Genomic DNA, 23,277 nt, shown 5'->3' on the forward strand with positions numbered 1-23,277 from the left:
CGCATAGAAGCATGCTGGTGGATAATGTGGAGACACCAGGAAGGCGTCCTCTACCCCGATCCGCCGGAATGAATCTTCGGGACTGCCTCAACTAAGGCGAATGGGACAACACATGGGGTAATCGAAAGTGCGACCTGGTCACCGCAGCGAGGGCAACAATCAGCGAGGGGATGCAACATGCCGGAATATCGCGTCCGAGCAGTTGGAATCACCCCGGAAGTCCCGGGTAGTTCCACACCGAGAGATGGCCAGAGCTGGCGGGTATGGGCGAAGGTAGCCGGCCCAGTACTACCTGAGGATACATTGAGATTTGGCGGCTTATTTCTTGGTCGCGCTTTAGGAATGCAGAAGCCGCCCGGCCCGCCAGCTGACCTCAAGGCGACAAAACCTGAGGACGCGGTCCATTACGTAGCCTCAGGCTCATTCTTACAAGTCACGTCGCCTTGCTGGGCGTGGGCCGATATTGAGGCGCCGACCGCCATTGACGCCATGGGAATCATGCGATCTGCAACCATCCCATTGGCAGCCACCGCCCTTTCGCTCTACAGCATGGGACCCGCTTATCGCTTTTGCGTCGTTGGAGCGGTAAACCTCGAGTCTGGAAGCTCCCTTTCCGATTGGTCACGATCCGCTTATGTGGAGGGGTGGGAATCGAGCACCCTCTCAAGCGCGCGAGCGTCAGAATTGCTGGCCGTGCACGACGTGATAGAGCAATCCGATCCCCTCTCACGAAGCGCTAATCTTCTCCGAAGAGCAATAGACTTGACGGATCACGGGACGGAGCCGGCCTACCTGTCAGCAGCGCTTCTTGCTTACTATCAATCGATTGAGTGCATTGCGCGCCTGATACCATACGAGCACCCAAGCGATTTTGACCAAAAGCAGAAAGAAATCCTTTCTACTTTGAAAGATCAGCTGGCGGCTGACCTCAGCGCACGAGAGCATCGGAAATGCGTGACTCGGGCTGATATCGACCTGAAGCGACTCGAGGCAAATTACACCAACCTCCGAGTCGAGAATTCAGCAATCGTCATGAAGTTTCCTGACTGGTGGCTCCCGCGATTTCAGCAACTTTCAAAGCTTCGAAACGAAAAATTGGGACACGGTGCGGATGATCTTGTCTCAGACCAGATTCAAGAGTGGTTCCCAGACACGGTCTCTGAAAAACATGTCTACTGGCTTGCACGCACATTTCTTGCAGGAGTCGTCGAGTGGCAGAGATTGACTGCCTGGGAAGCGCGCAACCAGACGTGACCTTAGGAATCAAAGAAAGAGTGATGCCTTAGGCGGCGGAGAGTGAACTAGCAGACCGCCCCAGCCCGCGTATGCGTTCGACTCACTGCCCACCATTCCAGTAGCCCTCAAACGGTAAACGAACACCACCGTGCACACGGAAACTCGATGCGCCCGCTCCGGGCCTTGCTCGATCAGCGGGGCGCGCCGCGTCAGTCCGTCGCCGCGTCGTACACCGCGAGCAGGCGGTCGAGGAAGGCCTGCACCGTCGCGCGCTCGGCCTCGTCGAGGTCGGCGACGACCGCCTCGACGCCCGCGATCAGCGGGGCGACCCGCTCCTGCGCGCGCCGCGCCGACTCCTCCGACGCGGTCACGATCAGCTTGCGCCCGTCCGTCGGATGCCGCTCGCGGCGGACGTGGCCGGCCGCCTCGAGGCGGTTCAGCACGAGGGTGGTCGCCGCGGTCGAGACGCCGAGGCGCCCCGCGAGCTCGGTCGGCGTCAGCGGCCCGGCGGACATCAGGTGCGTCATCGCGTCGAGCCCGACGGCGTCGACCGCGAGCGCGCGGGTCAGCGACTGCTCGAAGAGCCGCTGCCGCTCCGTCACCTGCCGCACGCGGGTGCGGATGCCGAGATCGGGAGCGTCGGTCGTCATGCCCCCAGGGTACTGGTGTAGATTGCCAATCTCATTGATTATCAACGAAAGCGGCAACCGTGACCCGTGTCCTGATCTCCGGCGCCAGCATCGCCGGACCCGCCCTCGCGTTCTGGCTGCACCGCTACGGCATCGAGACGACGATCGTCGAGCGCGCGCCCGCCCTGCGGCTCGGCGGGCAGAACGTCGACGTCCGCGGCGCCGGCCGCGAGGTCGCCCGCCGGATGGGCCTCGAGGACGACATCCGCGCCGCGACGACCGGCGAGGTCGGCACCCGCTTCGTCGGCCGCGGCGGGCGCACCCTCGCCGAGTTCCCGGCCGGCACCTCCGACAGCGGCGGCGCGACCGCCGAGCTGGAGATCCTCCGCGGCGACCTCGCGCGGCTCCTCGTCGACCGCACCGCCGAGCACACCGAGTACCGCTACGGCGACCGCATCACCGGACTCGCCGACGACGGCACCGGCGTCACCGTCTCCTTCGAGCACGCCCCCGACGAGCGCTTCGACCTCGTCGTCGCCGCCGACGGCATCGGCTCGAGCACCCGCCGCCTCGTCTTCGGCGACGAGCCGGAGATCCGCTCGCTCGGCCTCGAGACCTCCTACGCCACGATCCCCCGCACCGCCGCCGACGACGACTGGTGGCGCTGGTACAGCGCAGCCGGCGGGCGCAGCATCACCCTCCGTCCGGACCCGCACGGCACCCTCCGCGTCGCGCTCTCCCAGGTGATCGACCGCCGCCTCGACCGCGCGAGCACCGAGCGACGCTCGCTCGACGAGCAGCGCGCCCACCTCCGCGCGGTCTTCGGCGACGCCGGCTGGGAGGCGCAGCGCGTCCTCCGCGGGCTCGACGAGGCCGACGACCTCTACTACGAGCAGATCGGCCAGGTGCACGCCCCGCGCTGGTCGAGCGGGCGGGTCGCGCTGGTCGGCGACGCCGCGTACTGCGCCTCCCCGGTGAGCGGGATGGGGACGAGCCTGTCGCTCGCGGGCGCGTACGTGCTCGCCGGCGAGCTCGCGGCGCACGTGGATCCGCGCGACGGCTTCGCGGGGTACGAGCGGATCATGCGGCCCTACGTCAAGCAGGCGCAGGCGCTGCCGCCGGGCGTGCCGCGGGTCGCGAACCCGGTCTCGCGGCTCGGAGTGGCGGCGTTCGGGCTCGCGGTGAAGGTCGCGGCGACGCCGGTGATCGGGCGGACGATGGGGCGGTTCTTCACGCCGCCTGCGGAGGCGATCGAGCTGCCGGAGTACTCGCACCTGGAGGTCTGAGGGGGCGGGATCTCGATGCGCCCCTGCGGGGCTACTCGATCACCATGAACGGCCGAATCCATGTTGGTCGAGTAGCCGCGGAGCGGCGTATCGAGACCCGACCCGTCAGTGCGCCTCGGCCGGCTCGCCGCGCTTCAGGACACGGCGGACGCCCGTGACGGCGGCGACGACGATCAGGCCGAGCACGAGGCCGAAGATCATCGAGACGAAGGTGTCGGCGATCCAGACGACGACCGGGCCGGCGCCCTCGACCGCATGGGTGACGACGTGCACGAGGTCGTACGGGCCGTGCCAGAAGGTCTCGGCCAGGTTGGCGGTGACGAGGTGCCCGCCGACCCAGAGCATCGCGAGCGTGCCGATGATGCTGATGGTGCGGAAGACGGCCGGCATCGAGGCGACGATACGCACGCCGAAGCGCCGGACGCCACGCGCCGCGTTCTTCATCAGCCGCAGCCCGACGTCGTCGATCTTCACCAGCAGGGCGACTGCGCCGTAGACGAGCAGCGTCATGCCGAGGCCGACCACGGCGAGCGCCCCGAGCGTCCCGCCGAAGCCGAGGTCGGTGTCGAGCCCGTCGAGGGCGATCAGCATGATCTCGGTGCTGAGGATGAGGTCGGTGCGGACGGCGCCGAACACGAGCTTCTTCTCGTCGCGCGCCTCCGTCTCGCCCGCCGCGTGGTGCACGCCGAACCACTCGAGCACCTTCTCCGCACCCTCGAAGCAGAGGAAGGCGCCGCCGACGATCAGCAGGTAGGGCAGCACCCAGGGCGCGAACGAGGAGAGCAGCAGCGCGATCGGGATGATGATCACGAACTTGTTGACGAGGCTGCCGAGCGCGATCCGCCCGACCACGGGCAGCTCGCGCGCCGGAGTCAGCCCCTGGACGTACTGCGGAGTGACGGCCGCGTCGTCGATGACGACACCGGCCGTCTTCGCGCTCGCCTTCAGGGCGGCGGTGAGGATGTCATCGACGACGGCGAGCAGGCCGACCGACATGGGGGCTCCTTAGCGAGGACGGGTGAGAAGCCTCACAGTATCGCCCGCAGTCGACACCTCGGGGCGGCCCGGGCACCTCAGCGCGGCGCCGGCCCCGTGCTCTCGCGCACGACGAGCTCCGTCGGCGTCAGCGTCACGCCCGAGCGCTCGCCCGACTCCAGCTCGCGCAGCAGGATGTCGACCGAGCGGCGCCCGGTGTCGCCGAACGACTGGTGCACGGTGGTCAGCGGCGGCCAGAAGCTCGCCGACTCCTCCATGTCGTCGAAGCCGACGACGCTGACCTCCCCCGGCACCGCCTTGCCCGCGTCGTGCAGGGCGCGCAGCACGCCGAGCGCCATCTGGTCGTTCGCGGCGAAGACCGCCGTCACGGCCGGATCCGCGGCCAGCTCCCGGCCGATCCGGTACCCCGACGCGCTCGACCAGTCGCCGACGAGCGCCTCGGGCACGGGGGCGCCCTGCGCGCGCAGCGTCGACTCCCACGCCTCTCGGCGCCGCTCGGCCGAGTAGGAGCGCTCCGGACCGGCGATGTGGTGGACGGTGCGGTGGCCGAGCCCGAGCAGGTGCTCGACGGCCTGGCGCGCACCCGAGACCTGATCGGTGTCGACGACCGGGTAGCGGTCGCCGCCGGCCGAGTCGACGACCACGACGGGCAGATCCGGCGGCAGCACGATGTCGGCCTCGTCGAGCAGGTGCGCCTCCATGACGATGATGACGCCGTCGACCGCCTCCTCGCTCAGGCGGTGGAAGGCGACCGACACCTCGCCCTGCGTCGGGTGCGGCACGGGGATGAGGGTGATCGAGTACCCCGCGTCGGCCGCGGCGACCGCGATGGCGTCCAGGGTGCGCATGTTCCCGAAGGAGGACAGCGTGAACATGATCACGCCGATGCTGTGGAAGCGGCCGGTGCGCAGGGCCCGCGCGGCGCTGTTGGGCCGGTAGCCGAGGGCGCGCATCGCCTCGAGCACGCGCTCGCGCGTCTCGGTGTCGACGTTCTGCTTGCCGTTGGACACCCGCGAGACGGTCTGCCCGGACACGTTCGCGCGTCGCGCGACGTCGGCCATCGACACGCTCCGTCGGCGTGGGACGGCGGTCGCCGCGTTCGTCTCGATGGCCATGCCGTCCCTCCACGAGTCCCGCGCCGGTGGCGGAACATCGTTTCCCCATCGAAACCTAACGGATCGTGCGCGTGTTGACGTCGCCATGCTACGGTGGCGTCCTGCCATGTTGACGTGAACATGTCGGAACCGACCCCGAACGGAATCTCCTCGATGACGACGACGTCTCCCCCTGTCCCGCTGCGCGAGGTCACCCCTCCGGCCGCACCCCTCGCCGTTCCGCGCAGTCGCGCGAAGAGCGAGTGGAAGGGCCTGGCCTTCGTGGCCCCCTTCCTCGTGGTGTTCCTGCTCGTCTTCATCGCGCCGGTCATCTACTCGATCTACCTCAGCCTGTTCCGCGAGCAGCTCATCGGCGGCAACGCCTTCGTGGGCTTCGAGAACTACCTGGCGATCTTCCGCGACCCGAACTTCTGGGAGGGCTTCGGCCGCGTCCTGCTGTTCCTGGTCGTCCAGGTCCCGGTGATGCTCGTGCTCGCGCTCGTCGCGGCCCTCGCGATCGACAGCGGCCGGCTGCACGGCACCGGCTTCTTCCGCATCGTCGTCTTCCTCCCCTACGCGGTCCCCGCGGTCGTCGCGGTCCTGATGTGGGGCTTCATCTACGGCGACAACTTCGGCCTCACCGCCAACGTCAACGACCTGCTCGGCTCCGACCTGATCGCGCCGTTCTCGCGCGACTGGATCCTGGTCTCGATCGGCAACATCGTCACGTGGGAGTTCGTCGGCTACAACATGCTGATCTTCTACTCCGCGCTGAAGACCATCCCCGGCGAGCTCTACGAGGCCGCCGAGATCGACGGCGCCGGCCCGCTGCGCGTCATCCGCTCGATCAAGCTGCCCGCCCTGCGCGGCGCGATCGTCATCGCCTCGATCTTCTCGATCATCGGCAGCTTCCAGCTGTTCAACGAGCCGAACATCCTCCGGACGCTCGCGCCGAACATCATCACCACCTACTTCACGCCGAACATGTACGCCTACAACCTGTCCTTCGCGGGTCAGCAGTACAACGCGTCGGCCACGGTCGCCATCGTCATGGGCGTGATCACCGCGGTGATCGCCTACGTCGTGCAGCTCCGCGGCGCGCGCAAGGAGAACTGATGGCCATCGCAACCGCACCCCGTCCCGCCGGCACCAAGCCCGCCCCGGCCAAGCGCCCCGCCCGCCGCGGCTCCTCGGTCGCCCCGAAGAAGTCGATCGCCTTCACGCTGCTGATGTCGGCGTTCATCCTCTACAGCCTCGTGCCGCTCGCCTGGCTCGTGATCAACGCGACCAAGACGCAGGCCGGCCTGTTCTCGAGCTTCGGCCTCTGGTTCGACGGCGACTTCGTCCTCTTCCAGAACATCGCCGAGACGCTCACCTACCGCGACGGCATCTTCCTCCGCTGGCTCGGCAACACGCTGCTCTACGTGGTGGTCGGCGCGGGCGGAGCGACCCTGCTCGCCACGCTCGCCGGCTACGGCCTCGCGAAGTTCCGCTTCGCCGGGCGCAAGGCGGTCTTCGCGGTCGTCCTCGGCGCGATCGCCGTCCCCGGCACCGCGCTCGCCGTCCCGACCTTCCTGATGTTCAGCCAGCTCGGCCTCACCAACACCCCGTGGGCGATCATCATCCCCTCGCTGATCAGCCCCTTCGGCCTCTACCTGGTCTGGGTCTACGCGGTCGAGTCGGTGCCGACGGAGCTGCTCGAGGCGGCGCGGATGGACGGCGCGGGCGAGTTCCGCACCTTCTTCACCATCTCGATCCGCCTGCTCGCCCCCGGCATCGTCACCGTGCTGCTGTTCTCGGTCGTCGCGACCTGGAACAACTACTTCCTCCCGCTGATCATGCTGAGCGACCCGCAGTGGTACCCGCTCACCGTCGGCCTCAACCAGTGGAACGCGCAGGCCACCGGCGTCAGCGCGCAGCCGATCTACAACCTGGTGATCACCGGCTCGCTGCTGACGATCATCCCGATCGTCGTCGCGTTCCTCGGCCTCCAGCGCTTCTGGCAGTCCGGCCTGAGCGCCGGCAGCGTCAAGGGCTAGGCCCTCCCCACGTACCCACTCCCCGGTCGGAGCGTCCTGCCCCGCACCACTCCACCCGCACCACCCCACAGCACGAAGAAGTGAAGGGAATCACCATGAAGATCGCCCACTCCGCCCTCCGGCGGACCCTGACGGTCGTCGCGGCCGCAGCACTCGCCGCGGGCTCGCTCGCCGCCTGCTCGTCCGGCGGCACCACCGGCGGCGGCACGACCGCCTCCGGCACCGCGGCCGACCTCGACGCCGCGCTCGAGACCGGCGGCAAGATCACCTACTGGAGCTGGACCCCCAGCGCCGAGGCCCAGGTCGCCGCGTTCGAGAAGGCGTACCCGAAGGTCGACGTCGAGCTGGTCAACGCCGGCACGAACAAGGACGAGTACACCAAGCTCGAGAACGCGATCAAGGCCGGCTCGGGCGCCCCCGACGTCGTCCAGATCGAGTACTACGCCATGCCGCAGTTCGCGCTGTCGGACTCGCTGCTCGACCTCTCCCAGTACGGGATGAGCGACCTCGAGGACAAGTTCTCGGCGTCCACCTGGGGCAGCGTCAACATCGACGGCAAGCTCGTCGGCCTCCCGCAGGACTCGGGCCCCATGGCCATGTTCTACAACAAGAAGGTCTTCGACCAGTACGGCATCGCCGTGCCGACCACCTGGGACGAGTACATCGCCGCGGCGAAGTCGCTCCAGGCGGCCGACCCGTCGAAGTTCATCACCGCCGACACCGGCGACGCCGGCTTCGCGACCAGCATGATCTGGCAGGCGGGCGGCGAGCCCTTCACGACCGACGGCACGAACGTCACCGTGAACCTCAAGGACGAGGGCACCGAGAAGTGGACCGGCGTCTGGAACCAGCTCGTCGAGGGCGGCCTCCTCTCCGACACCCCCGCGTGGGGCGACGAGTGGTACAAGGGCCTCGGCGACGGCTCGATCGCCTCGCTGATCACCGGCGCCTGGATGCCCGGCGTGCTCGAGTCCAGCGTCCCCGACGCCTCCGGTGACTGGGCCGTCGCGCCCATCCCGACCTACGACGGCACCGCCGTCAGCGCCGAGAACGGCGGCGGCGGCCAGTCCGTCACCAAGCAGAGCGAGAACCCGGCGCTGGCCGCTGCGTTCCTGCGCTGGCTGAACAGCGACGAGGCCTCGGTCGACGTCTTCCTCGAGAGCGGCGGATTCCCGTCGACCTCGGCCGACCTCAGCAGCCCGGACTTCACCGGCGCCGAGTCCGAGTACTTCGGCGGTCAGAAGATCAACGAGGTGCTGACCCAGGCCTCGACGGACGTCCGTCCCGGCTGGTCGTACCTGCCCTTCCAGGTCTACGCGAACAGCGTCTTCGGCGACACCGTCGGCCAGGCGTACGCCAACAAGTCGAGCCTCGACGACGGCATCGCCGCCTGGCAGAGCAAGCTCGTCGAGTACGGCAACGCTCAGGGCTTCAAGGTCTCCGAGTAGCACCCACGGCGTTCGAGGCCGGCCGGATCGCTCCGGCCGGCCTCGACCCGTCTCACCGCCCCGCCCGCCTCGATCCGCACAGGCCGGGCGCTTCGATCCTGAGGGGGATCCCGCATGACCACCGCTCCCGCGAGCCCCGCGCCGTCGAGCCCCGAGCCCGCGAGCCCCGCGCCCGCGAGCCGCTTCGCCATCGGCGCGACCGACTTCGAGCTCGACGGCAGGCCGCACCGAATCCTGTCGGGAGCGCTGCACTACTTCCGGATCCACCCGGACCTCTGGGCCGACCGGATCCGCAAGGCCCGCCTGATGGGCCTGAACACCATCGAGACCTACGTCGCCTGGAACGCGCACGAGCCGCAGCGCGGCGCCTGGCGCGAGGACGCCGGGCTCGACCTCGGCCGCTTCCTCGACCTGATCGCCGCCGAGGGCCTGCACGCGATCGTGCGCCCCGGCCCCTACATCTGCGCGGAGTGGGACAACGGCGGCCTGCCCGCCTGGCTGCTCCGCGACCCCGAGGTGGGCGTGCGCCGCTCCGAGCCGCACTACCTCGCAGCGGTGAGCGACTACCTCCGCCGGATCTCCGCGATCGTGGCGCCGCGCCAGATCGACAGCGGCGGCCCCGTCGTGCTCGTGCAGATCGAGAACGAGTACGGCGCGTACGGCTCCGACAAGGAGTACCTCGCCGAGCTGGTCCGGGTCACCCGCGACAGCGGCATCACGGTGCCGCTCACCACGATCGACCAGCCGACCCCGCAGATGCTCGCCGACGGCAGCCTGCCCGGCCTGCACCTGACCGGCTCGTTCGGCTCGCGGACGGCCGAGCGCCTCGCGACGCTGCGCGAGTTCCAGCCCACCGGCCCGCTGATGTGCATGGAGTTCTGGTGCGGCTGGTTCGACGACTGGGGCACCCAGCACCACACCACGGACGCGGCGGCGTCGGCGGGCGAGCTCGACGCGCTGCTCGCGGTCGGCGGCTCGGTCAACATCTACATGTTCCACGGCGGCACCAACTTCGGCCTGACCAGCGGCGCGAACGACAAGGGCCGCTACGCCGCGATCACCACGAGCTACGACTACGACGCCCCGCTGAACGAGAGCGGCGACCCGACGGCGAAGTACTGGGCCTTCCGGGAGGTCATCGCGCGCTACGCGCCGGTGCCGGAGGAGGTGCCCGCGGTCTCCCCGCCGGCGCCGGTGCTCACCGCGCCGCTTGCGCCGGGCCCCGCGCTGCTCGGACTCGACGCGGTCTTCGGGCCGGCGACGCGCCTGGAGACGATGGCGAGCTTCGACGACCTCGGGCTGGCCGGCGGGTTCGCGCTGTTCACGACCACGCTGGCGGCGGGCGACGCTCCCGCCCGGCTCGTCGTCGGCGAGGAGGTGCGCGACCGCGCCTGGGTGCTACTCGACGGCGTCCCGGTCGGCGTGCTCGCGCGCGACGACCACGAGCGGGCGATCACCCTCCCCCGCGGCACCGGCGAGCTGGCGGTCCTGGTCGAGGACCAGGGCCGGGTGAACTACGGCGAGCGGATCGGCGAGCACAAGGGGCTGATCGGCGGCGTGCGGCTCGACGGCGCGGAGCTGGGCGGCTGGGTCGCCCGGCCGCTCGCGCTGGAGTGCCTGCCCGAGTGCGGCCGGGTGCCCGGGAGCGGGTCGTTCGCGGCCGGACCGGGGCTCGCCTCCGGCTCCTTCGAGCTCGACGCGCAGGCCGACCTGCACCTCGACACGCTGCACTGGGGCAAGGGCCTGGTCTGGGTGAACGGCTTCCTGCTCGGCCGATACTGGCGGCGCGGGCCGCAGCGCACGCTGATCGTGCCGTCGCCGGTCACCCGAGTGGGTCGCAACGAGGTGGTCGTGCTGGAGTTCGAGTCGATCGCGGAGCCGGAGATCCGGCTGCTCGCGCACGCGGACCTGGGGCACACGGAGATCTAGCGGCGGGGCGGTGTCCGAGGCCTCTGCTAGCCTCGGGCCGCCTCCGCCCGGACGCACGGCGGAGCAGAGGGGGAACCACCATGACGCACACCACCGCCGCCCGAGCCGGAGTCGCCCGAGCCGGAATCGCCCTCGCGGGCGCCCTGCTGCTCGCGCTGACCGGCTGCACCGCCGCCGCGGAGCCCGAGCCGACCGCCGAGGCGCTGCCGCAGCACACCGACGCCGAGTTGGCGACGATCTTCGACGACATCCAGTTCGTGCCCGCGGAGTTCACCAGCACCGAGGAGATGCTCGGCTCGGTCTACCCGGGGCTCACCGCGACGGACGCCTCCTGCCTCGCGCCCTTCGGCGTCGGCTGGGACGCGGACGACACGCTCACCGACGCCGGTCTCGCCTACGGCACGAGCGCCGACCGCTCGATGACCTCGGTCGTCGCGAGCACCGGGGACGCCGACACCGCCTCCGCCCTCGTCGCCTCCGCCGAGGACGCGCTCGAGCGCTGCTCCGACGGCTCCGAGCTGTTCGCCCTGCAGGGCACCCCGGTGCAGACCACCGTCGAGCAGACCGAGCCGACGATCACCGGCACCGACGAGGCCGTCGGCTGGACCGTCACCGGCGACGTCGGCGGCGCCCCCTTCACCCTCGTCGGCATCACCACCCGCGTCGGCGGCGACGTCGTCGCCCTCGTCGGCTGGGACCCGTCGACCAACACCTCCTACGTCCCCCAGGCCACCCAGCTCTTCGTCGACGCCCTCTAGCGGGACGCCGGTCGAGCAGCCCCCCAGGGGCGGCCCATGCCGGTCGAGTAGCCCCGCACGGGCGGCCCATGCCGGTCCAGCAGCCCCCCCCGGGGCCGCCCATGCCGGTCCAGCAGCCCCCAGGGGCCGCCCATGCTGGTCGAGTAGCCCCGCAGGGGCGTATCGAGCGGCGAAGCCGCTTCGCGTCTCGGTGGTGAGGGAAAGGGACGCGGCTGCGCCGCGTCATGCTGGTCGAGTAGCCCCGCCAGGGGCGTATCGAGACCCGCCGTCACCAGCAGGGCGGGTCTGCAGACTCAGGTGCAGACGGTGATGGATCTCGATACGCCCGCTGCGCGGGCTACTCGATCAGCATGGTTTTTCCATACCTATGAGGTGATCTTTCCTAGGAGACCCACCGTCGTCAGCACGGTGGTCGGCAGCCTCCGTCTCGACGCCGTTGGATCTCGATACGCCCGCTGCGCGGGCTGCTCGATCAGCAGAGGGGCCGCTGGATCGGTCTGGAGCCCTCGGGCGCTGCAGAACATCAGCTGAGAAGGGGTGGCCTCCGCTGTCAGGCGAGGGACCCTGCTCTCAGCTGATGTTGTGCGCATCCCGTGCCGGTCGAGCAGCGCGCAGCGCGTATCGAGACCCGCCGCCTCAGCTCAGCCAGGAGAGACGGCCGCCATGCGGCGCCGCGAAGGCGAGCGGTGCGTCGTCCGCCGCGAGCAGGAACGGCGTGCGCTCGGACGCCGTCAGGGCGGCGGCCCGCTCCCGGAGCGGCGGCAGCAGCGCCTCCGCCTCGAGCGTCACCAGGCTCGCGCCCGACTCGGCGACCGCCGCCAGCACCCGCTCCCGTGCGGCCCACGGCAGGTACACCAGCGTCCCGAGCGACACCACGACCGCCCGCAGCCCGCGCGGCACCGCGGCGAGCACCTCCGGCAGCGCCTCCGCCGCGTCACCCGCGATGATCTCCGGCGGGTCCTCCCCCAGCGTCGCCACGGCGGCCCGGAGCCGCTCGGTGCGCTCCGGCCGGTCCGGCGGCAGCAGCGCCTCCAGCCAGGCGCGGTCCTCGGCGGAGCCGACGTCGAGCGGACGCAGGTCCAGCCCGCGCCGCCACGCCACGACGGGGAGCCGCGAGGGCACCGCTCCCCCGGTCACCGCGCACTCGAGCACCGGCTCGCCCCGCCCCAGCCGAGTCGGCCCCTCCGCCCCGGTGAACACGTACGAGTACCGCTCCGGCGCCAGGCACAGCCCGGCCGAGGCGCCGATCTCGATCAGCGCGACCGGCTCTCCCGGCTCCGTGATCCGCTCCAGCGCCGCGACCAGCGGGGCGCAGCGCAGCGCCTCGTTCGTCTGGGTGAGGCGCTCCGCCGCCACCGGCGCGACCCGCGGCCACTCCCGCAGCAGCCACTCCGCGAAGCCCGGGCCGTCCACCGAGGGCGCCCCGAGCAGCCGCGCCACCGAGAACAGCAGCGACGGCTGCCGGTGGGCGGGCGGCAGCTCGTCGATCAGCGCCAGCAGCGCCTCGTCGCCGGCGACGGCGAGCGCCCACTCGACCTGCAGCTCGGAGGTCTGCGCCAGCTCGGCGGCGGCGCGGCGGTAGCGGTCGGCGGTCGGCTCCATGCCTCCATCCTCCGCGACGTCCCGCGAACGGGATCCCCTCACCACGCCCCCGCGCGGCTACGGTGAGCGGACATCCACCCCTCCGACAGGACCCCGCTGTGCTCGACGCCGTCATCACCCTCGCCCAGACGTCCCTGATCAGCCAGAACGACGTCCCCAGCGGCCTCAACGCCGCGACCTCGGTCGGCAGCTTCTTCGGCGGCCTGATCGGCTACGTCATCGCCGTCGTCGCACTCTGGCCCGTCTTCACCAAGGCGGGCCGCCCGGGGTGGGGTGCGCTCATCCCCATCTACAACACCTACCTGCTGACCAAGATCGCCGGCCATCACGGCGCGACGGTGCTGCTCTTCCTCATCCCGTTCGTCAACGTGATCTGGGCGATCTTCATCGCCCTCGGGGTCGGCCGTGCGTTCGGCAAGGGCGCGCTGTTCAGCATCGTGCTGCTCTGGCTGCTCGCGATCATCGGCTACCTGGTCGTGGGCTACGGCTCCTCGCGCTACATCGGCGACGGCGGGAACCCGGCCCGCCGCCCGCGCTGACCTCAGCGCTCCAGGTGCGGCGGGTGGTCGCCGTGCCGGTGCACGATCCGCCAGCCCTGCCCGTCGATGCGGCGGTAGACGTGGGTGACCCGGATGACCAGCGGAGCCGTCTCGCGTCCGTCGATCCGCGTCGCGCCGATCTCGCGGCCGACCGTGTAGGCCAGGTCGCCGGCGACGTGGATCAGGTCGTAGTGCGGCGTGAGCCCGCCGCCGGCGAATCGACCGGCGACCCAGCCGAGCGTCTCGTCGATCGCCGCACGGCCCCGCTCGATCGTGCCGAACGCGCCGTAGAGCGTCGAGTCCGCGGTGTCGGCCCAGCAGCGGCGGTACGGCTCCGCATCGCCCGCGGCCATCGCGGCGAGCGCCTCGCCGACGACCCCGAGGGCGAGCACGAAGTCGGGCGGCAGCTCGGTGACGGCGGCGGCGCCGATGGCGGAGGAGACGGCGGCGTCCATGCGCGGGACTCTACTCCCGAGGTCACCCGCGCCGTCGGCGAGTCTGCACTGCCGATCCCGATCACTGTCGGTGGTCGCCGGTAGAACGGACGCATGTCCGGCACCCGTCAGCGCACCCTCCTCGACGTCCGGCACGGGAAGGCTCCTCGGGCGGCGTCGTCGACCGCGGCCGTCCGGTCGAGTCGCCGCGTGAGCGGAGAGCCCGGCCGATCCGGACATTCGAATCACGATGCACGATCCGAAAAAACGGATCACAGAGAGTGATCTGAATTTCCGGATCGCTGCAGTGCTCCGGAACGAACGTGCACTGTCCCGGAACGAACCGACGAAGAGCGATCGTGGGGCCTTCCGGCCCTACCCGCAGAGTCCCGGGCCACTCGAACGGAGTGCCCCGCCCAGTCGCTGAGGAGCCTGCCGGGGTCGCGGAACTCCCGCCCGGCCGTCCTCCCGCGCTCGGGCCCCACCTTCGCGGTGTAGCCCTCCGCGTCGAGAGCGGTGAGTGCACTGGAGGTCTGCTGATAGGAGAAGCCCGTCGCGACGACCAGGTCGGCAGCCCGTGCGGTGGGGTCGCCGGCGCCTCCCCGACGACGGACGAGAGCGGCGAGCGCGGCCTCCGCCGTGGCCATCGTGGCGGCGCTCCACGCCGAGATGCGCGGAGGCCTGCGACGCGTCGGCGGCAGACGCACGATGAGGAGATCGGGCTCGATACGGACCACGGCATTCCCCGATTCGTCGGCCCACGACCAGCCCCGCTCCTCGAGGAGCGCGCGTGCGCCGGTCGACATCGCGCGGGCGAGGAGGACCGGCACGTCGTTGCGCCCTCCCGGCAGGTCGCGCTCGCGCGCCCGGCGCACGTCGGCCGGCAGTCCCTCGCCGATCCAGACCGGCACCAGCGACCACCGCGTCGGCCGGCCGACGACGACCCTGCCCGTCTCCACCCGCGGTGACGCCTCAACGGGCAGCACGCTCAGGAGGAGCGCCAGCAGTGACTTCTCTCGCGTTCCCATGGTTTTCACCGTACTCGGAGAATGAGTGGTTCTCTCGAGAAAACTCCTGTTCGTGCCGCTCGCGAGAGAAGTCGTGCTGAGAGAACGAGAGCTCCGCGCGACGGATTCCTGGGAGTCCGCCCGCGGCACCCGGGCGCTGCTTCGCAAAGCGGATAGCGGCCCCCGTTCCAGGGCCGCTCCCCGTATCTTCGGAGAACGGTCGTTCCTGCGACCACTCGCTCGACTCCCCCCTCCGCCCGGCACCCGGCAGAGGGAGTCGCCGCCAGGGCCCTTCGAGCCCGGCGGTGGGTCGGCCTCCTCCGACTCGCACGACGTCCCGGCGCTCCGCCGGTTCCCCCACGTCCCGTCGCGGCCGACACCGCGACTCCCACACAGAACGGCGGCTCCGCACATGGGCGCTCTCCTCTACGGCACTCCGGCCACCTCCCACGAGATCGACGACCGCGCACTCGCGCACCTGCAGATCGTGATGATCAACAAGTTCCGCCGCAACGAGGCCTTCGCCTTCCAGCTGGACGCCTCGAGCGCACACGGCACCGGCCGCCAGACGCTCTGGCTGCACCCGACCATCCCGCTGCAGTTCTCCTTCCACGGCAGCCGCGTCCCCGCCATCAACGCCGCCTGGGTGCGCGCGCTGATGGAGGAGGCCAACAGCGGCCGCGGGCTGCGCATCGTCCCCGAGCCGGCGCAGCAGCCGGACTCCGCCGTCGCCACCGCCGCGGCCTGATCCCGTCATGCAGCCGGGGGGCGGGGAGACGATGACGCACAGCACAGAGCACTGGGCCCCCGACTTCCTCCGGCTCGCCGGTCCGGCGCACCGCGACGCGGACTTCGCCTGCTCGACGACGCTCGACGGCGTCACCGGCTCGCTCTGCGTCACCGAGGGACTGCTGGTCCTGGGCGGCACGCAGCCGACCGTTCGGCTGCGGGCGCTCGACATCCGCTCCTGGTGGGACACCTCGACGGGCGGCACGTTCTCGCTCGCCGTCGAATCCGGGGCCCGGCACTCGGTCGTGCTGCTCTCGCAGTTCCGCGGCGCCACGGTGGTCGCCATGACGCAGGCCTTCGGGCCGCGGAAGCGCCGCGCCGCCGCCTAGGCCGTATCCGCCCAGCGAACTCCTGCGCCGCCGCTCTCGACCTCGATGCGGACGCATGCGACGCTGGAGGCGATGGACGACTCGAACGGCGAGGTCATCCGCTCCGACATCGGCGGGCGGGACTTCGAGCAGGCACGCGCGCTGCTCGAGTCGGTGTACAACGGGCATCGCTTCTCGGTGGAGCCGGGCGAGGACTTCTCCTACCGCTACACCTCGGTCGGCGACAGCGACGTCACGCTCCGCGGCAGCCAGTTCGCCGGCTCGATCGAGGGCCGCATCCAGACCGACGGCGAGTACGTCGTCTCCTGGCTCACCGCGGGCGAGGGCGTCACCGACCTCGACCAGGCGCCGATGCGCCAGATCTACGGCCGCCCCGCGATCTTCGTCACCGGCCGCCCGAACGCCTTCGAGTTCCACGACTACCGGCAGAACCTCATCCACTTCGACGGCGGCTACCTCGAGGGCGTCGCCCAGGAGGTGGAGGGCACGGCGGGCGGACCGCTGCTGTTCGACACCACCGCGCGCCCCGAGGGCGAGGCGCTGCGCCGCTGGTCGGCCACGGTCGCCGCGGTCGCCCGGGTGATCTACGACGTCGACAGCTCCGCGCTCCTGCGCCAGGAGGCCGACCGCGCCGTCGCCGTCGCGCTGCTCGAGACGTTCCCGCACGAGTCGCTCGCGGCGCCGACCGACCTCGCCGTGCCGCGCAGCGGGCGCCTGCGCACCGCGATCGAGTTCATGTACGCCCACGCGCACGAGCCGATCCGCACCGAGACGATCGCCGAGGCCTGCGGCGTGGGCCTGCGCACCCTCCAGTCGGAGTTCCGCCGCGAGTTCGGCTTCACCGCCGTCGACTACCTGCGCCGCATCCGGCTCGACGCCGTGCGCAAGGAGCTGCGCGCCAAGGCCTCGGGCGAGGTCAGCGTGACCGAGGTGGCGCACCGCTGGGGCTTCGCGCACCTCGGCCGCTTCTCGGCGTCGTACGCTCACCGCTTCGGCGAGCGGCCGAGCACGACGCTCGAGAAGTGACGCGCGCCCGGATGACCGGCGCCTAGAAGAAGTCCCCGCCGCTGTCGTGGTCCTCGCTCGCGCGGGCCTCCGTGGTGGGCCGGGCCGGCAGCAGCCGCCGCGTCTTGTCGCGCATGGAATCGACCGCCTCGTCGTCGTCGAGGTCGATCCCGCGGTCCAGCGCCGGGCTGGTGAAGAGCTGGCTCGCGGGCCCGAGCAGCAGGCGCGTCTCGCCGCGCAGCCCCTCGTCGGACAGCCCGGGCACGACGACGAGGTCGGACTTCCCGACGTTCGCCAGGGCCTGGGCGTACTCGACGACCGCGGTGCACACCGCATCCCCCAGCAGCACGAATCCGCTCGCGTAGTACAGCTTCTGCATCGTCTTCCCCTCTCGCGCGCACGACCGCGCCGAAATCCGACGCTAGAACGCGGCGCTGAGAGCTCCCACCCCCTTGACGGAGGGTCCGAGAGCTCCCCTCCCCTACTCCTCCGCGCCGCCGACGGGCGTGCGGTTGAGCGTGTAGGCCTGCTCGCTGCCGGCCACGCCCGCGACGATCACCGTGATCGGCGCCGTGTAGGTGCCGAGCGGCCATGTCAGCAGCAGGTCGGCGGTCTGCTCCTGAGTGCGGCCGTCGACCGGGACCCAGGCGATGGTCTTGCGGTACGAGCCGTCGGCGAGGTCGCGGTTGGTGCGCAGCAGGAGCGTCTGCGACCCGTCGGAGCCGACGCTCGAGGAGACGACCGAGAAGTTGGGGCCGTCGGCGGCGGTGATGCGCAGCGGAGTCGCGCGCGAGTCGCCGGAGCCGGAGCGGGTCATCCGCGGCGCGACGGTCAGGGTGATCAGCTCGCCGGCGGTGAGCTGCCCGGTGATCGCGATGGCGAGCGGGCGGTTCACGTTGATCTGCTCCTCGCGGAAGCTCTCGGCGGTGAAGGAGGTGTACTCGACCGAGCGGACCGACGGCGCGGGCGGCGGCGTGGTCGAGGCCGCGGCGAGCGGGGCGGCGGCGGCGACCGCGACGATCGGGACGCTCCAGGCGGCGGCGGTCGTGAGGGTGCGGCGGCCTAGGGTGCGGGACGCTGTGGTGCGGGATGCGGTGGTGCGGCGGGAGGGGGCGGTGGTCATGTCGTCTCCAGACGTCGGCGCGGCGCGTCCCCCTTCCGGGGACACGCGCTCACGCTAACCGACACCTGATGGCCAGCCGAGTCCCTGCGAGCCCTCTCAGTCCGGATGCCACCCCTACGGGGGAGGTGGCGCCCGGGAGCCCCGCCGGGAGCGCTACTGCTCCGCCGCGCGCGCCACCGCCTCCAGGCGGGCGACGTGCTCCGGCCACCACTCGGCGGGGACCGGCGGCAGGTTGTCGCCCGGCGTGCGCAGCCCGACGCGGCCGTCGATCAGCTCGCGCACGATGTCGGCGTGCCCCGCGTGCCGGTGGGTCTCGGCGGTGAGGTGCACGAGGATCCGGTGCAGCGTCACGTCCCGGTTCGTCCACCACGGCACGACGCCCGGAGCGGTGAGGTCCAGCGCGGCGACCGTCGCGTCGGAGTGCGCCCAGACCCGGCGGTACTGCTCCACCACCTGCTCGCGGGACTCGTCCGCCGTCGCCCACACGTCGGAGTTCGGCTCGGACTCGTCCTCCATCCAGGGCATCGGCTCGGGGAACGGCCGGCCGAAGACGGCGCCGAGGTAGCCGGCCTCCGTCCCCGAGACGTGCTTCACCAGGCCGAGCAGGTTGGTGCCGGTGGGCACCAGCGGCCGGCGGAGGTCGTACTCGCCCAGGCCGTCGAGCTTCTGCAGGAGGGCGTCGCGGCCCTCCTGCAGGTAGCGGAGGAGGGTCTGCTTCTGATGGGCGCTGCTCTGATCGGCGCTGCTCGGATCGATGCTGCTCATGCCCCCCAGCCTGGCCCGGGCCTCAGAGCACCGCCACCCGAGCGTCCTCGCGCACGACCTCGGTCAGCACGGTGCGCCGGGTCTCGGCGCCGACGGGCGACACCTCGCCGGTCAGCACGACCTCGGCGGTCGCCTCCCTCGTGGCGCAGTCCGGCCCGACCCAGAGCTCGACGAGCCCCGGCTCGACCGAGCGGACGCCGCGCCGGTCGGTGAAGGCGAGCCGCGCGGAGGGGACGTCGAAGCGCACCAGCGCCTCCTCCCCCGCGGCGAGCGCGACCCGCGCGTAGCCGAGCAGCTGCGCGACCGGGCGGGTCACCGAGGCGACCACGTCGCGCGCGTAGAGCTGCACGACGTCGACGCCGTCGCGCTCCCCGGTGTTGCGCACCCGCACGGTCGCGGTGAAGGCGCCGTCGGTCGGTGCCTCCGCGGCTCCGGGACCCGACGACTCCAGCGCCAGCTGCGACCGGCTGAACGCCGTGTAGGTCAGCCCGTGCCCGAACGGCAGCACGGGCGTGCTGTCGGCGCTGGTCACGTCGGAGGGCCCGCCGAGGATCGGGTGCAGGTAGGAGAACGGCTGCGCCCCGGCCGAGCGCGGCAGCGAGACCGGCAGCCGGCCGGACGGCGAGACGCGGCCCGAGAGGACGCCCGCGATCGCGCCGGCCCCCTCCTCCCCGGGGAAGAACGCCTGCAGCACCGCCGCGGGGGCCGAGGCGCCGCGGATCGCCCAGTCGATCGCGTAGGGGCGGCCGGTGAGCAGCACCAGGGCGACCGGCGTGCCGGTGGCCACGACCGCCTCGACCAGCTCGCGCTGACGGCCGGGGAGCTCGAGGCTCTCGACGTCGTTGCCCTCGCCGACGGTGCCGCGGCCGAAGAGCCCGGCCCGGTCGCCGACGACGACCACGGCGATCTCCGCGCCGCGGGCGGCCTCGACGGCCTCCGCGATCCCGGCGGTGTCAGCGAAGGAGTCGTCGCCCTCCACCGAGCAGCCCTCGGCGAGGAGCAGCTCGCTCCCCGAGAACTCGGCGGCGAGCGCCTCCCGCACCGTGCGGATCTCGAAGCCGAGCGGCACGCCCTCGTGGTGCGCCAGCACGTGGTTGGCGAAGGAGTAGCAGCCCATCAGGGCGGGCGCGCTGTCGGCGTTCGGGCCGATGAGGGCGATCCGGCGCGGCTGGGCGAGCGGAAGTCGCCCGTCGTTCGTCAGCAGCACGAGCGACTCCTCGGCCAGGCGGCGGGCGAGGTCGCGGTGCGCGGGCGAGTCGAGGTCGATCGACTCGGGCGCGTCGTCGAAGCGGGCGTCGAGCAGGCCGAGCCGCTCCTTCTGCGCGAGCACCCGCAGCAGCGCGCGGTCGACGATCGCCTCGTCGGCGCCGCCGGAGCGGATCCGCTCGGCGAGCGGCGCGAGGAAGGCGTCGCCGGTCGGCAGCTCGACGTCGATGCCGGCCTCGAGCGCCAGCTGCGCGGCCTCGCCGAGGTCGGCGGCGACGGCGTGCATCAGGTGCAGGAAGGCGACCGCGAAGTAGTCCGCCACCACCACGCCGTCGAACCCCCAGCGCTCGCGGAGCACGCCGGTGAGGTAGGCCGGCGTCGCGCCGACCGGGTCGCCGTCGATCTCCGCGTAGGAGTTCATCACCGAGCGGGCGCCGCCGTCGCGGATCGCCATCTCGAACGGCGGCAGCAGCACGTCCGCGATCTCGCGCGGTCCGGCGTGCACCGGCGCGTGGTTGCGGCCGCCGCGCGAGGCGGAGTAGCCGATGAAGTGCTTGAGCGTCGCATCGACGCCCGCCGACTGCAGCCCGCGCACGTAGGCGGTGCCGATCGTGCCGACCACGTACGGGTCCTCGGCGATGCACTCGTCCACCCGGCCCCAGCGCGGGTCGCGGATCACGTCGAGCACCGGGGCGAGGCCCTGGTGGATGCCGAGCTCGCGCATCGAGCCGCCGATGGCCGCGGCCATCTCCTCGACCAGCTCCGGGTCGAACGAGGCGCCCCAGGCCAGCGGAGTCGGGAAGGTCGCCGCCTTCCACGCCGCCAGCCCGGTCAGGCACTCCTCGTGCACGATCGCCGGGATGCCCAGCCGGGTCTCCTCGACCAGCCGGCGCTGCTCGGCCCACAGCCACTGCGCGCGCTCGACCGGGTCGACCGGGCGGGTGCCGTAGACGCGGGTGAGCTGGCCGATGCCCTCGCGGGTCGCGTCGGCGTAGCCGGTGGAGGTGGCCATCTCGCCGGCCAGCGGCGCGACGACCTCGCCGCCCTGGTCGACCCAGTAGCCGACCAGCTGGGTCAGCTTCTCCTCCAGCGTCATCCGGCCGATCAGGTCGGCGACGCGCGCGGACGGGGCGGGAGTCTCGGTGGTCGGGCTCTCGTTCATGGGGGTCATCCCTTCACCGCTCCGGTGAGTCCGCCGACGATGCGGCGCTCGAAGACGCTGAAGAAGATCAGCGCCGGGATCATCGACAGCGACACGAAGGCGAGCACCTTCGCCGTGTCGACGGAGTACTGCGACGAGAAGGCCTGCACGCCCAGGGGCAGGGTGAAGCTCGACTCGTCGCTGAGGATGAACAGCGGCAGCAGGTAGCTGTTCCAGCTCGCGATGAAGGCGAGGATGCCCGTCGTGATCACGCCCGGCATCGCCAGGCGGACGACCATCCGCCAGAAGAACCCGATCCGGCTGCAGCCGTCGATGAAGGCCGCCTCCTGGATCTCGTCGGGGATCGCCCGCAGGAACGGCACCAGGATGATGATCGTCGTCGGCAGGCCGAACGCGATCTGCGGGAGCACGACGCCGGCGAGCGAGTTCATCAGGCCGAGGCTCTTGATCACCAGGTAGAGCGGGGTGATCGCGACGGTCATCGGGAACATCAGTCCGGCCGCGAAGAGCGCGTAGAACACGCCGCGTCCGCTGAAGCTGTAGCGGGCGAGCACGTAGCTCGCCATCAGCCCCAGCACGACGACGCCGAGCGTGGTCGCTCCGGCCGCGATGGCGGAGTTGCCGACCTCGCGCCAGAAGATGCCGCCGGTGATCACGTCGAGGTAGTTCTGCACGTTCCACGGCGCGGGGAAGCCCGAGGGGTCGGTGGTGATCTGCGCGTTCGTGCGGAATCCGCCGATGATGATGTACGCGACCGGCGCGAGCATCAGCGCGATCACGACGATCGCGACGACGTAGGCGATGATCGTGCCGCGCCCCAGCGGGCGGCGGCGGGGCTTGGGCGGCCTCGGCGCGAGCGGAGTGGTCGCGGTCGGCGGCTTGGTGCCCGGGGGCACGGCGGTCAGGGTGCTCATCGCTTGTCTCCCGCCTTTCTGGTGTCTCCCGTGAGGGCGCCTTCGGTGTCCCGCCGCAGCACGAAGCGCTGGTAGAGCAGCGCGACGATCAGCGAGACGAGGAACAGGACCACGGCGACCGCGTTGCCGTAGCCGTAGTTGCCGGCGTTCCGGCCGTTGGTGACGAGGTACGTCGCCATGGTCGAGGTGCCGGCGGTGGAGGACACGTACTGCCCCCAGATGATGTAGACGAGGTCGAACAGCTGCAGCGCGCCGATGATCGACAGGAACGCCCAGATCCGCAGCGTCGGCGCGAGCAGCGGCAGGGTGATCCGCCGCTGCACCTGCCAGTAGGACGCGCCGTCGATCGACGCGGCCTCGGACAGCTCCTCCGGGATGCCCTGGAGGCCGGCGAGGAAGAGGATCACGGCGAAGCCGATGTACTTCCACGTGATGATCAGCATCAGGGTCCAGAGGGCGATCGAGGGGTCCGAGAGCCAGTCCTGCTTCAGTGCGCCGAGCCCGACCTTCTCCAGGAAGCCGTTGACGGCGCCGCTGGTCTGGAGCATGAGGCTCCAGCCGGTGCCGACGACGACCTCGGAGATCACGTAGGGCACGAAGATCAGCACGCGGATGATCGACTGCCCGCGCAGCTTGCGGTTGAGCAGCAGCGCGATCAGGATCGCGGCCGGCCCCTGCAGGACGAGCGAGAGCACCACGATCGTGCCGTTGTGGCTGAGCGCCTCGTGGAAGGTCGGGTCCTGCAGGATCGTCAGGTAGTTCTTGAAGCCGACGAAGTCGGTGGGGACGCCGTAGCCCTGCCAGCTGAAGAAGCCGTAGTAGGCCGCCATCACGACCGGGAAGATCACGAAGGCGAGGAAGACGATCAGCGCCGGGCCGACGAGGATCGCGACCTCGAGGCGGCCGGACCAGCCGAGGCCCCGGCGGCGGCGTCGCACCACCGGGACCTCCTGGCGCGCATCCTCGCGGAGCGCTGTGGTCGTCACG

At 71.2% G+C, this 23,277-nt stretch carries 23 protein-coding genes; 11 read left to right on the plus strand and 12 right to left on the minus strand.

Annotation, left to right across the window (positions count from 1 at the left end; translation table 11 throughout):
* The first annotated feature begins 342 nt into the window (after positions 1-342).
* Positions 343-1,254, plus strand: coding sequence for a hypothetical protein (locus EDF35_RS05160; protein WP_133960955.1), 912 nt, complete (start codon positions 343-345; stop codon positions 1,252-1,254).
* Between the two features lie 191 nt (positions 1,255-1,445).
* Here the strand turns inward: EDF35_RS05160 and EDF35_RS05165 are convergent, their stop codons facing one another.
* Entirely contained in the window at positions 1,446-1,886 is a 441-nt protein-coding gene (locus EDF35_RS05165; RefSeq protein ID WP_133960956.1) for a MarR family transcriptional regulator, read from the minus strand.
* Between the two features lie 59 nt (positions 1,887-1,945).
* On the opposite strand from EDF35_RS05165, the gene EDF35_RS05170 reads away from it, so the two are divergent.
* Positions 1,946-3,151: an FAD-dependent monooxygenase gene (locus tag EDF35_RS05170; RefSeq protein WP_133960957.1), complete on the plus strand. Its 1,206-nt coding sequence runs from the start codon at positions 1,946-1,948 to the stop codon at positions 3,149-3,151.
* Positions 3,152-3,256: 105 nt separating this feature from the next.
* On the opposite strand, the gene EDF35_RS05175 is transcribed toward EDF35_RS05170, so the two are convergent.
* A complete protein-coding gene (locus EDF35_RS05175) occupies positions 3,257-4,147 on the minus strand; it encodes a DUF808 domain-containing protein (protein WP_123731701.1) in 891 nt (296 codons plus the stop codon).
* A 77-nt stretch (positions 4,148-4,224) separates the two neighbouring features.
* A complete protein-coding gene (locus EDF35_RS05180) occupies positions 4,225-5,262 on the minus strand; it encodes a LacI family DNA-binding transcriptional regulator (protein WP_123731700.1) in 1,038 nt (345 codons plus the stop codon).
* A 114-nt stretch (positions 5,263-5,376) separates the two neighbouring features.
* Between EDF35_RS05180 and EDF35_RS05185 the strand changes: the two genes are divergently transcribed.
* The 5 genes from EDF35_RS05185 (at position 5,377) to EDF35_RS21005 (ending at position 11,415) form a co-directional block, all read left to right on the plus strand.
* Positions 5,377-6,357, plus strand: a complete 981-nt coding sequence (locus EDF35_RS05185; RefSeq protein ID WP_243585897.1) for a sugar ABC transporter permease — start codon at positions 5,377-5,379, stop codon at positions 6,355-6,357.
* Between the two features lie 113 nt (positions 6,358-6,470).
* Complete coding sequence (locus tag EDF35_RS05190) at positions 6,471-7,280, plus strand: carbohydrate ABC transporter permease (RefSeq protein WP_159423737.1); 810 nt, start codon at positions 6,471-6,473, stop codon at positions 7,278-7,280.
* A gap of 95 nt (positions 7,281-7,375) precedes the next feature.
* Positions 7,376-8,728 (plus strand): sugar ABC transporter substrate-binding protein, encoded by a 1,353-nt coding sequence (locus tag EDF35_RS05195; RefSeq protein WP_133960958.1) that lies wholly within the window; start codon positions 7,376-7,378, stop codon positions 8,726-8,728.
* A 114-nt stretch (positions 8,729-8,842) separates the two neighbouring features.
* On the plus strand, positions 8,843-10,657 hold the full coding sequence (locus tag EDF35_RS05200) for a beta-galactosidase family protein (protein WP_133960959.1): 1,815 nt from the start codon (positions 8,843-8,845) through the stop codon (positions 10,655-10,657).
* 80 nt (positions 10,658-10,737) lie between these two features.
* A complete protein-coding gene (locus EDF35_RS21005) occupies positions 10,738-11,415 on the plus strand; it encodes a hypothetical protein (RefSeq protein ID WP_208323010.1) in 678 nt (225 codons plus the stop codon).
* A gap of 636 nt (positions 11,416-12,051) precedes the next feature.
* Here EDF35_RS21005 and EDF35_RS05210 read toward each other — a convergent pair.
* Positions 12,052-13,017, minus strand: coding sequence for a DUF2332 domain-containing protein (locus EDF35_RS05210; RefSeq protein ID WP_133960960.1), 966 nt, complete (start codon positions 13,015-13,017; stop codon positions 12,052-12,054).
* Positions 13,018-13,115: 98 nt separating this feature from the next.
* On the opposite strand from EDF35_RS05210, the gene EDF35_RS05215 reads away from it, so the two are divergent.
* Positions 13,116-13,556: a DUF5684 domain-containing protein gene (locus EDF35_RS05215; protein WP_208323011.1), complete on the plus strand. Its 441-nt coding sequence runs from the start codon at positions 13,116-13,118 to the stop codon at positions 13,554-13,556.
* Positions 13,557-13,558: 2 nt separating this feature from the next.
* On the opposite strand, the gene EDF35_RS05220 is transcribed toward EDF35_RS05215, so the two are convergent.
* Together EDF35_RS05220 and EDF35_RS05225 are read right to left on the minus strand one after the other, a co-directional pair.
* Positions 13,559-14,011, minus strand: a complete 453-nt coding sequence (locus tag EDF35_RS05220) for a DUF4440 domain-containing protein (RefSeq protein WP_166674012.1) — start codon at positions 14,009-14,011, stop codon at positions 13,559-13,561.
* 251 nt (positions 14,012-14,262) lie between these two features.
* On the minus strand, positions 14,263-15,018 hold the full coding sequence (locus tag EDF35_RS05225; protein WP_133960962.1) for a hypothetical protein: 756 nt from the start codon (positions 15,016-15,018) through the stop codon (positions 14,263-14,265).
* Between the two features lie 391 nt (positions 15,019-15,409).
* Here EDF35_RS05225 and EDF35_RS05230 point away from each other — a divergent pair, with 391 nt between their 5' ends.
* The 3 genes from EDF35_RS05230 (at position 15,410) to EDF35_RS05240 (ending at position 17,141) form a co-directional block, all read left to right on the plus strand.
* Positions 15,410-15,745 carry an ATP-dependent DNA ligase gene (locus EDF35_RS05230; RefSeq protein ID WP_123447516.1) on the plus strand — a complete coding sequence of 112 codons (336 nt, stop codon included), beginning with the start codon at positions 15,410-15,412 and terminating at the stop codon, positions 15,743-15,745.
* Positions 15,746-15,776: 31 nt separating this feature from the next.
* Positions 15,777-16,115 carry a hypothetical protein gene (locus tag EDF35_RS05235; protein ID WP_133960963.1) on the plus strand — a complete coding sequence of 113 codons (339 nt, stop codon included), beginning with the start codon at positions 15,777-15,779 and terminating at the stop codon, positions 16,113-16,115.
* 72 nt (positions 16,116-16,187) lie between these two features.
* Positions 16,188-17,141 (plus strand): AraC family transcriptional regulator, encoded by a 954-nt coding sequence (locus EDF35_RS05240; protein ID WP_166649706.1) that lies wholly within the window; start codon positions 16,188-16,190, stop codon positions 17,139-17,141.
* 22 nt (positions 17,142-17,163) lie between these two features.
* On the opposite strand, the gene EDF35_RS05245 is transcribed toward EDF35_RS05240, so the two are convergent.
* From EDF35_RS05245 to EDF35_RS05270, 6 genes are all read right to left on the minus strand, one after another.
* Positions 17,164-17,499: a hypothetical protein gene (locus tag EDF35_RS05245; RefSeq protein ID WP_133960965.1), complete on the minus strand. Its 336-nt coding sequence runs from the start codon at positions 17,497-17,499 to the stop codon at positions 17,164-17,166.
* Between the two features lie 102 nt (positions 17,500-17,601).
* Positions 17,602-18,243, minus strand: coding sequence for a hypothetical protein (locus tag EDF35_RS05250; RefSeq protein ID WP_133960966.1), 642 nt, complete (start codon positions 18,241-18,243; stop codon positions 17,602-17,604).
* Positions 18,244-18,396: 153 nt separating this feature from the next.
* Positions 18,397-19,008: a DinB family protein gene (locus EDF35_RS05255; RefSeq protein ID WP_133960967.1), complete on the minus strand. Its 612-nt coding sequence runs from the start codon at positions 19,006-19,008 to the stop codon at positions 18,397-18,399.
* Positions 19,009-19,030: 22 nt separating this feature from the next.
* Complete coding sequence (locus tag EDF35_RS05260) at positions 19,031-21,376, minus strand: glycoside hydrolase family 3 N-terminal domain-containing protein (RefSeq protein ID WP_133960968.1); 2,346 nt, start codon at positions 21,374-21,376, stop codon at positions 19,031-19,033.
* Positions 21,377-21,381: 5 nt separating this feature from the next.
* On the minus strand, positions 21,382-22,290 hold the full coding sequence (locus tag EDF35_RS05265; protein WP_133960969.1) for a carbohydrate ABC transporter permease: 909 nt from the start codon (positions 22,288-22,290) through the stop codon (positions 21,382-21,384).
* Positions 22,287-23,276 (minus strand): sugar ABC transporter permease, encoded by a 990-nt coding sequence (locus EDF35_RS05270; RefSeq protein WP_243839850.1) that lies wholly within the window; start codon positions 23,274-23,276, stop codon positions 22,287-22,289. The genes EDF35_RS05265 and EDF35_RS05270 overlap by 4 nt, the downstream gene beginning before the upstream one ends.
* Between the last annotated feature and the right edge of the window lies 1 nt (position 23,277).

The organism is Rathayibacter sp. PhB151, assembly GCF_004366415.1.
Classification (GTDB): domain Bacteria; phylum Actinomycetota; class Actinomycetes; order Actinomycetales; family Microbacteriaceae; genus Rathayibacter; species Rathayibacter festucae.